The sequence below is a fragment of the Achromobacter agilis genome (assembly GCF_900496965.1).
Taxonomy (GTDB): Bacteria; Pseudomonadota; Gammaproteobacteria; order Burkholderiales; family Burkholderiaceae_B; genus Achromobacter; species Achromobacter agilis.
In genome coordinates this window covers 368,327-377,171 of record NZ_UFQB01000003.1, presented here as the reverse complement: position 1 = coordinate 377,171, position 8,845 = coordinate 368,327, and the positions used below count along the sequence as shown (strand labels likewise).

At 66.4% G+C, this 8,845-nt stretch carries 9 protein-coding genes; all 9 read left to right on the top strand.

Annotated features, from left to right (window positions below; translation table 11 throughout):
* The first annotated feature begins 57 nt into the window (after nucleotides 1–57).
* The 9 genes from AGI3411_RS05820 to hslO all read left to right on the top strand — a co-directional run bounded on the left by AGI3411_RS05820 (nucleotide 58) and on the right by hslO (nucleotide 8,802).
* Nucleotides 58–1,392: a THUMP domain-containing class I SAM-dependent RNA methyltransferase gene (locus AGI3411_RS05820; RefSeq protein ID WP_129526455.1), complete on the top strand. Its 1,335-nt coding sequence runs from the start codon at nucleotides 58–60 to the stop codon at nucleotides 1,390–1,392.
* A gap of 204 nt (nucleotides 1,393–1,596) precedes the next feature.
* Complete coding sequence (locus tag AGI3411_RS05815; RefSeq protein WP_008161862.1) at nucleotides 1,597–1,785, top strand: hypothetical protein; 189 nt, start codon at nucleotides 1,597–1,599, stop codon at nucleotides 1,783–1,785.
* Nucleotides 1,786–2,180: 395 nt separating this feature from the next.
* Nucleotides 2,181–2,696, top strand: coding sequence for an RDD family protein (locus tag AGI3411_RS05810; RefSeq protein ID WP_129526440.1), 516 nt, complete (start codon nucleotides 2,181–2,183; stop codon nucleotides 2,694–2,696).
* Nucleotides 2,697–2,840: 144 nt separating this feature from the next.
* Nucleotides 2,841–3,749: a DUF2167 domain-containing protein gene (locus AGI3411_RS05805; protein ID WP_129526439.1), complete on the top strand. Its 909-nt coding sequence runs from the start codon at nucleotides 2,841–2,843 to the stop codon at nucleotides 3,747–3,749.
* Between the two features lie 10 nt (nucleotides 3,750–3,759).
* Nucleotides 3,760–4,485 (top strand): site-2 protease family protein, encoded by a 726-nt coding sequence (locus tag AGI3411_RS05800; RefSeq protein WP_129526438.1) that lies wholly within the window; start codon nucleotides 3,760–3,762, stop codon nucleotides 4,483–4,485.
* A 77-nt stretch (nucleotides 4,486–4,562) separates the two neighbouring features.
* Nucleotides 4,563–5,435: a UDP-2,3-diacylglucosamine diphosphatase gene (locus tag AGI3411_RS05795; protein WP_129526437.1), complete on the top strand. Its 873-nt coding sequence runs from the start codon at nucleotides 4,563–4,565 to the stop codon at nucleotides 5,433–5,435.
* A gap of 126 nt (nucleotides 5,436–5,561) precedes the next feature.
* A complete protein-coding gene (locus AGI3411_RS05790; protein ID WP_129526436.1) occupies nucleotides 5,562–7,253 on the top strand; it encodes an acetate--CoA ligase in 1,692 nt (563 codons plus the stop codon).
* 23 nt (nucleotides 7,254–7,276) lie between these two features.
* Nucleotides 7,277–7,798 (top strand): gamma carbonic anhydrase family protein, encoded by a 522-nt coding sequence (locus AGI3411_RS05785; RefSeq protein ID WP_129526435.1) that lies wholly within the window; start codon nucleotides 7,277–7,279, stop codon nucleotides 7,796–7,798.
* Nucleotides 7,799–7,872: 74 nt separating this feature from the next.
* Entirely contained in the window at nucleotides 7,873–8,802 is a 930-nt protein-coding gene (gene hslO / locus AGI3411_RS05780) for an Hsp33 family molecular chaperone HslO (RefSeq protein WP_129526434.1), read from the top strand.
* Nucleotides 8,803–8,845 lie beyond the last annotated feature (43 nt).

Sequence of the window (8,845 nt, the reverse complement as noted above, 5' to 3'; positions counted from 1 at the left end):
CGCCGCGACGCCGCGCCCGGCTCGCGCTCCGGCCGCGCCCCGCAGCGCGCGCCGCGCCTGGACGACCAATACATTGCGCCCGCCACCCCGGCCGGGCGCTTCTACGACCCCTTCGAAGACGACGGCCCCGCGCCGGAATACCTGGCGGAATCCGAGGCCGCGCGCGCGGCGGAATTCGCTGAAGCGCCCGAACGCGCGCCCATCGTGGAAACCCGCAGCCGCCGCCCGCGTGAACCGCGCCAGGCCGAAGTGTTCCCCATTTTCGCCCCCTGCCCCCAGGGACTGGAAGAGGCGCTGACGGCGGAAATGCAGGCGCTGGGCTTCGACGACGCGCAGGCCGGCCGCGCCGGCTGCGCCTTCACCGCCGATTGGTCGGGCGTGCAGCGCGCCAACCTGTATTCGCGCCTGGCGACCCGCATCCTGGTGCAGGTCGCGCACGCCGAGATCTCGCACGAAGACGACATCCTGGACCTGGCCCGTGACACCCCCTGGGAACGCTGGTTCGGCGCCGAGCAGACCCTGCGCGTGGACACCTCGGCCATCAAGAGCCCGGTGCAAAGCCTGCAGTACTGCAATCTGCGCGCCAAGGACGGCATCTGCGACCGCCTGCGCGACCTGGAAGGCGAACGCCCCAGCATCGACACGGTGCGGCCGGACGCCCGCGTGCACCTGTTCCTGACCGGGCACACCGCCACGCTGTACCTGGACACCTCGGGTGAATCCCTGTTCAAGCGCGGCTGGCGCCTGGACAAGGGCGAGGCGCCGCTGCGCGAGAACCTGGCCGCCGGCATGCTGGCGCTGGCGGGCTGGGACCCGGCGGCCCCGCTGCTGGACCCATTCTGCGGCTCGGGCACCATCCTCATCGAGGGCGCCTGGATCGCCCTGGGCGTGCCCCCGGGCATCTCGCGCCCCTTCGGCTTCGAGCGCCTGCGCGGCCACGACGCCTATCGCTGGCGCGACCTGAAGGACGACGCCCGCTCGCGTATCCTGCCCCAGCTGGACGCGCCGCTCGTCGGCTACGACCTGGACCCGCAAGCGATCGAGTTCGCCCGCAACAACGCCGAGCGCGCCTGGCTGACGCAGGATTCGATCCGTTTCGAGATCGGCGATGCCCGGGAAATCACGGCGCCCGCCGACCATGGCTGGATCGTCACCAACCCGCCCTATGGCGAACGCATGGGGACGGAACAGGATCCGGACCTCTGGCGCGACTGGGCGGCCTGCCTCAAGCGCAATTTCGCCGGCTGGCAATTGCACGCCATCACCAGCGACCTGACGCTGCCCAACCAGATGCGCTTAAAGCCCAAGCGCCGGGTGCCCCTGCACAACGGCTCGCTGGACTGCCGCCTGTTCGGTTTCGAGCTGGTCGCGGCCGGCTATCGCGACGCCTGAGCACCATGCCTTGCGGCGCGTTGTAAAAGCGCCGCAACATGGTGCACGTATCTTTGCTTATGGTGCCCCGCCGCGCGGTTTTGGGGCATCATCGAACCAAGGTGTTGCCAATATGCACCGGCCCCTTGCACATGTTCAGGGTTAACCCTATAATTCGGGTTATCCCTAGTAGCTAAACAACTGTGCAAGCCCGTGGAGGCTATTGTGATCAACCCGAACAACACCATCCGCCTGACCGACGAACTCGAGCGTCAACTGATGCTCCAGGCGATTGAAGAACAATTCCGTCCGCACCCGATGCGGGCGCTGGCCGCCGGGCTGCGTAAGCTGGCCCACGGCATCAAGGCCCTGGCCGGCAAGACGAGCGCCAAGAACGCGCACTCCGCTGCCTAAGCTGGACGCCCCAGGCCACTGGGCCTGAAAAGTTTTCCCCTTGGGGGCTGCATAGCCCCTTTTATAGACCCGCCCTTACCGGCGGGTTTTTTTTGTCCCTATATCCACGACGGCAAGACATGGCGTAAGCCCCACAAGGCCGCCCGCGCGGCCGGCCTGGGGCGGGCCCCGCAAGAACTTCTGCGTCACAACATCCCGCCGCAAGAATCCTAAGCACACCGCCCTCCCCGGCGATCGAGAATCAACGCCGACCGAGCCGGACACGGCGGGGGACTGGGGCGCGCGGGGAGTCGATAAGCCCGAGGGAATCTGAAGGGAAGGCACTGGAGCTCGAACCCGTGGACCCGCGCGCCCCAGGCATGGCACGCTGCCATTCCCGGGCATAATACGCGTCCATGACCGACGCCCATCTCGACCAGACCCCCAATCGGCTGCGCCGATTCGCCTGCATGATGTATGAAGCCGTGCTGCTGTTCGGTGTGGTTTTCCTTGCCGGCTACCTGATGGACACCCTCACCCAGAGCAAGAACGCGCTGGAGCTGCGTCCGGCCCGGCAGGCCTGGCTGTTCCTCGCGATCGGCGCGTACTTCGTGCTCTGCTGGCGCCGCCGCGGCCAAACCCTGCCCATGAAGACCTGGAACATCCGGCTGGTCGACCGCGACGGCAATACGCCGTCCACTCCCCGCCTCATCCTGCGGTACGTCCTGGCCTGGCCGCTGGTGCTGGCCGGCGCGGGGCTGGTGTGGGTCGCCGCCACCGCCACCGGCTGGCCATCCATGGACATGTTCATCGTGGCCGCGCCCTTTGCCATTTTCATCTGGTCCTGGTTCGATCCGGACGGGCAGTTCCTGCACGACCGCATCCTGGGCACGCGGCTGCGCAACGCGCCGCAGCGCAAGAAGGCCCGGTAAGCCCGGATCCGGCGCGCCAGCCCTCCCAAATACATCCTGAGACAAACGGCAACATCGAGCGGCGAAATCGCCGCTTGCTTTCAGAAAGTTGAAAGTCGACCGCAAAGACAATGAGGCCCCTTTTTCAAACGCCTCAGAATGATCATGCGCGCTTTCCTTTCCCGTTTTGCGCTGGCCGCCGCCAGCGCGCTGTTCCTGCTGCCCGCTGGCGCATACGCGCAGAACGCCGCCGCCCAGGAGGAAATCGAGGCCGCCACGAAAGCCGCTTACGCGGCCGCCCAGGAAGGGCCTGCCGACGTCAAGCTGGGCGACCAGGCCGTGGTGCGCCTGCCGGAATCCATGTTCTTCGTTCCGCGCCTCCAGGCCGACCGCCTGATGGCCGCCCACGGCAATGGCAAGGATCCCTCCCTGCTGGGCCTGGTGATGCCCAAGAGCGACGATGACGATTGGGTCATCACCGTCAATTTCGACAAGGCCGGCTATATCAAGGACGACGACGCCAAGAATTGGAACGTCGAGGAATTGCTGGACAGCCTGCGCGACGGCACGGAACAGTCCAACGAAGAGCGCAAGAAGCTCGGCTTCCCCGAACTGACCATGGACGGCTGGGTCGAAGCGCCCAAGTACGACAGCAACACGCAACGCCTGGTGTGGTCGGTCGCCGTCAAACACAAGGGCGATGGCGCCAACGAAAACCCCACCGTCAACTACAACACCTACGCCCTGGGCCGCGACGGCTACATCACGCTGGACCTGATCACGCAGAAAAACAGGGTGCCCAACGACAAGGCTGCCGTGCTGACCCTGCTGGACAACCTGAACTACGTGGAAGGCAAGCGCTACGCCGACTTCAATTCGTCGACCGACAAAGTGGCCGAATATGGGCTGGCCGCGCTGGTGGCCGGCGTGGCGGCCAAGAAACTGGGCCTGTTCGCCGTGATCGCCGCCTTCCTGGCCAAGTTCGCCAAGGTCGGCATCCTGGCGGCGGCGGCCCTGGGCGGCGGCCTCTGGAAGCGCCTGCGCGCCAAGAAGGCCGGCCAGCAGCAATCCTGATTGCCTGCCCATGAAACTGCTTCTGCTGCTGTTTTCCGGTTTCAAGTACCTGAAGTTCGGCAAGCTGCTGGCCACCGGCGGCACCATGCTGCTGTCGGTGGCGGCCTATGCCTTCATCTTCGGCTGGCGCTATGCCGCCGGCTTCGTGCTGCTGCTGCTCGTGCATGAAATGGGGCACTACGTCGCGGCGCGCCGGCGCGGGCTGGACGTGGGCGCCCCCGTCTTCATCCCGTTCGTCGGCGCGTGGATCCAGCTGAAGCGCCTGCCGCATGACGCGGATACCGAAGCCTACGTGGGCCTGGGCGGCCCCTTCGCCGGCACGGTGGCCTCCCTGGCCTGCTATTTCGCCGCGCGCGAGACGGGCAGCGACCTGCTGCTCGCCTTGTCCTACGCGGGCTTCTTCATCAATCTGTTCAACCTGATCCCGCTGTCGCCGTTCGACGGCGGCCGCATCACGGCGGTGCTGTCGCCCCGCATCTGGCTGGCTGGCGTGCCGATCCTGATCGCCCTGTTCTTCTGGCGTCCCAGCCCCATCCTGATCCTGGTGGCAGTGCTGGCCTTTCCCAACGTCGTGCGCGCCTTCCGGTACGATCCCTCGCTACCGGAGAACCAGGCCTATTACGGCACCACGCTCGAAAGCAAGGTGACCTATACCTGCGCTTACCTGGCGCTGGTCTGCATCCTGGCCATCATGGCGCACGACGTCCATGACATGCTGAGCGCCGTGCGCCGCTGAACGGCCGGGCGCGCCGTCACAACAGCGTCACGGCGCCTTCATATTCCGGTCATCGCCGGGTGGTTTCATTCCCAGGAATGACCACAGCCCTTGGGGACGCGACCGTGAACGAAATCCACCCTGCGCACTGGCGCGCCCTCTGGATTTCCGATATTCACCTGGGCACCGCCGGGTGCAAGGCGGAATTCCTGCTCGACTTCCTGGACCACAACGATTCGGACACCCTGTACCTGGTGGGCGACATCGTCGACGGCTGGCAGCTGCGCAAGCACTGGCACTGGCCCCGCGCCCACAATGACGTCATCCAGCGCATCCTGCGCAAGGCGCGCAACGGTACCCGGGTCGTCTTCATCCCCGGCAACCACGACGAGTTCGCGCGCGAATTCGCCGGCTACGCCTTCGGCGACATAGAAATCCTCGACGAGGACGTGCACGTCACGGCCAAGGGCTTGCGCCTGCTGGTGCTGCATGGCGACCAGTTCGACGGCGTGATCCAGCACAGCCGCTGGCTGGCCCACCTGGGCGACGGCCTCTACCAGCTGGCGCTGTGGATCAACCACCATTTCAATCGGCTGCGCCATCGCCTGGGGCTCCACTACTGGTCCCTGTCCCAATACCTGAAGCACAAGGTCAAGAACGCCGTGTCCTTCATTACCGATTTCGAGGAGACGCTGGCGGGCGAGGCCCGGCGCCGCGGCCTGGACGGCGTGGTCTGCGGCCACATCCACAAGGCCGAGCTGCGGGACGTGGGCGGGATCCTCTACTGCAACGACGGCGACTGGGTGGAGAGCCTGTCGGCCTTGGGTGAAACCCACGACGGCCAGCTCCAGCTCCTGGACTGGGCCGCAATCCAGGCCGAGCGCCGGGCCGACCCGGGCCCCCGTCCGCCCCGCTCCCTGACCCTGCCCGCTCTGCCCTCCGCATTGCGCCGCCAGGGCAAACATCCGTGATAACCCGTATGCGTCCCCGTTACGCAACGGGGATGTTGCAGTTCACGGCCCTCTAGGTCATGCTTGCATCTGGGGCAACGGGCGATCTGACCCGTTCACGCTGCAACATGCTCACAACATAGGGCCATGAACGACCAATATCAGGCGCTCTACCAATCATTCCGCTGGCTGGTACCCACCCAGTTCAACATCGCGGAAGCGTGCTGCCACCGCTGGGCATCCAGCAGTCCGGATGCGCGGCGCATCGCCATCTACTATGAAGACGAATCCGGCAACCGCGAGGTCTGGACCTACGCTCGCCTGGCGGAAGCGGTCAACCAGCTGGCGAACGGCCTGATCAAAATGGGCGTGGGCCGCGGCGACCGGGTTGGTGTGGTTTTAGGGCAACGTCCCGAAACCGTCGTTGCCCACATGGCCATCTACAGCGTGGGCGCCGTGGTGCTGCCGCTGTCGGCGCTATTCGGCCCCGAAGCCCTGGAAAGCCGCCTGCGCGACGCCGAAGCCCGGGTCGCGATCGTGGACTACGCCTCCAGCGCGAACCTGCTGTCGATCAGCGACGACTGCCCCGCCCTGCAGCAAATCATCGGCATCGGCTTTGCGGACGAACGCGTGCTGCCCTGGCGCAGCCTGCTGGCCCGCCAGCCCAGCGAATTCAAGGCCGTCCCGACCCGTTCGTCGGATCCGGCCATCCTGCTCTACACCTCCGGCACCACCGGCGCGCCCAAGGGCGCGCTGCTGCCGCACAGCGTGTTGATCGGCAACCTGCCGGGGTTCGTGGCCTCGCAGGACTGGTTCCCCAAGCCCGGGGACGTGTTCTGGTCGCCCGCCGACTGGGCCTGGACGGGCGGCATGATGGACGCCCTGTTGCCCACGCTCTACTTCGGGCACGCCATCGTCGGCACGCGCGGCCGCTTTTCCGTCGAGCGCGCGTTCGAACTCATGGAGCGCTACCAGGTCACCAATACCTTCCTGTTCCCCACCGCGCTGAAGATGATGATGAAGGCGGTGCCGGATCCCCGCAACCGCTACCAGCTGGCGCTGCGCGCCGTCATGAGCGCGGGCGAAAGCGTGGGCGAAAGCGTGTTCGACTGGTGCCAGTCCGCGCTGGGCGTGACGCCCAACGAGATGTTCGGCCAGACCGAAATGAACTACGTGGTGGGCAACAGCCAGAAGCGCTGGCCCGCCAAGCCCGGCAGCATGGGCCGCCCGTACCCGGGCCACAACGTCGCCGTGCTGGATGACGACGGCAATCCCGTGGCCCCCGGCGGCACCGGCGAGATCGCCGTCAACCGGCTCGACATCCACGGCTACCCGGATCCCGTGATGTTCCTGGGCTACTGGCGCAACGAAGCCGCCACCCAGGCCAAATTCAAGGGCGACTGGTGCCTGACGGGCGACCTGGCGACGGTAGATGCCGACGGCTACCTCTGGTACGCGGGCAGGGCGGACGACGTGTTCAAGTCGGCCGGCTACCGGATCGGCCCCGGAGAGATCGAAAGCTGCCTGGTGGGGCACCCGGCGGTCGCCAACGCGGCGGTCGTGCCCAAGCCGGATGCCGAGCGCGGCGCCCTGGTCAAAGCCTACGTGGTGCTGACCCCGGAATTCGCGCAGCGCGACCGCAACGACATCATCGAGAACCTGCAGGAACACGTGCGCGAGCGCCTGGCCCCCTACGAGTACCCGAAGGAGATCGAATTCGTCGACGAGCTGCCCATGACGACCACCGGTAAAATCCAACGCCGCATCCTGCGCCAGCGCGAAGAAGACCTCGCCCGCGCCGCAGGCGATACAGACGCGCCGCCGGCCCCGCAGGCCTGACGCCGCAACCGGAGACCAAAGGCATGCCCATCTACCAGCTCGACGACCTGATCCCCCGCATCGACCCCGCGGCCTACGTGGCCGACAGCGCCGACATCATCGGCAACGTCACGCTGGAGGCCGGTGTCAGCATCTGGTCGAACGTGTCGATCCGGGGCGACAACGACGCCATCCTGATCCGCCAGGGCACCAATATCCAGGAAGGCAGCGTGCTGCACGTGGATGACGGCTGTCCCATGACCATCGGCCCCTATGTAACGGTGGGCCACCAGGCCATGCTGCACGGCTGCACCATCCACGAAGGCGCGCTGGTAGGAATGCAGGCCATTGTGCTGAACAACGCGGTCATCGGGCGCAACTGCCTGATCGGCGCCGGCGCCATCATTCCCGAAGACCGCATCATCCCGGATAACTCCCTGGTCATCGGCATCGGCAAGATCGTCCGCGAGCTCTCGGACGAGGAAATCGCCAACCTGCACAAGAACACCGCCCATTACGTGGCGCGCGGCCAACACTACAAGACCGCCCTCAAGCGGATCGGCTGAACCCTCCCCGGCGGCGCCCCAACCCCTGCTGTCAGCAGGGGAATTTGGCCTGCCTGATCGGCTAACATTCCTCTATGACCGATCAGCTCAAAAAATACCTTACCGAAGACCGCAGCGTCCGCATCCAGGCCGTGCGCCTCGAGGCGACCTGGAAGGCCGTGCAGGCCAACCACGACTACCCGCCCGCCATCACCAACCTGCTGGGCGAACTGGTGGCGGCGTCCACCCTTCTGGCCGCCAACATCAAGTTCGACGGCTCGCTGGTGCTGCAGATCCAGGGCGACGGCCCCATCGCCCTGCTGGTGGTGGAATGCCGCCATGACCTCAGCCTGCGCGCCACCGTCAAGATGCGCGAAGGGCACGAGGTGCCCACCGACGGCGATATGCAAAGCCTGCTCAATCCGGGCGGCAACGGCCGTTTCATCGTGGTACTGGACTCGCAGCGCAAGCTGCCCGGCCAGCAGGCCTACCAGGGTATCGTTCCCCTGGAAGGCAGCACCGTAGCCGAAGCGCTGCAGCACTACATGAAAGCCTCCGAACAGCTGGACACCCGGCTGTGGCTGGCTGCCGACGCCAACCATGCCGCCGGCACGCTCATCCAGCGCCTGCCGCGCCATGGCGGGTCGGATGCGCCGGTGCTGACCGAACAGGATGCCGCCGAGACCTGGGAACGCATCTGCGCGCTGGTCGGCACCCTGAAGCGCGACGAACTGCTGGCCACCGAGATCGACACGCTGGTCCATCGCCTGTTCTGGGAAGAAACCCTGGTCGCCTTCGACCCGCTGGAGGTGCGCTGGCACTGCCCCTGCACCCGCGAGCGCGTGGCCAACATGCTGCGCTCGCTGGGCGAGGAAGAAGTCCAGGACATCCTCGCTGAACGCGGCGACGTGGACGTGTCCTGCGATTTCTGCGGCAAGCCGTACAAATTCGACGCCGTCGATTGCGCCGCCCTGTTTTCCTCGAACTCGCCTCCCGCGGTGGACGCGCCCCCCACCGTGCACTGAGGCGCGGGCGGCCTCGCCGCCGCGACGCTTCCATCACACCGGA

Bases quoted from the DNA above. Each gene is read 5' to 3' on its own strand.
- AGI3411_RS05810 (WP_129526440.1), top strand. From the start codon at position 2,181: ATGACCGACGCCCATCTCGACCAGACCCCCAATCGGCTGCGCCGATTC.
- AGI3411_RS05805 (WP_129526439.1), top strand. From the start codon at position 2,841: ATGCGCGCTTTCCTTTCCCGTTTTGCGCTGGCCGCCGCCAGCGCGCTG.
- AGI3411_RS05800 (WP_129526438.1), top strand. From the start codon at position 3,760: ATGAAACTGCTTCTGCTGCTGTTTTCCGGTTTCAAGTACCTGAAGTTC.
- AGI3411_RS05795 (WP_129526437.1), top strand. From the start codon at position 4,563: ATGACCACAGCCCTTGGGGACGCGACCGTGAACGAAATCCACCCTGCG.
- AGI3411_RS05790 (WP_129526436.1), top strand. From the start codon at position 5,562: ATGAACGACCAATATCAGGCGCTCTACCAATCATTCCGCTGGCTGGTA.
- AGI3411_RS05785 (WP_129526435.1), top strand. From the start codon at position 7,277: ATGCCCATCTACCAGCTCGACGACCTGATCCCCCGCATCGACCCCGCG.
- hslO (WP_129526434.1), top strand. From the start codon at position 7,873: ATGACCGATCAGCTCAAAAAATACCTTACCGAAGACCGCAGCGTCCGC.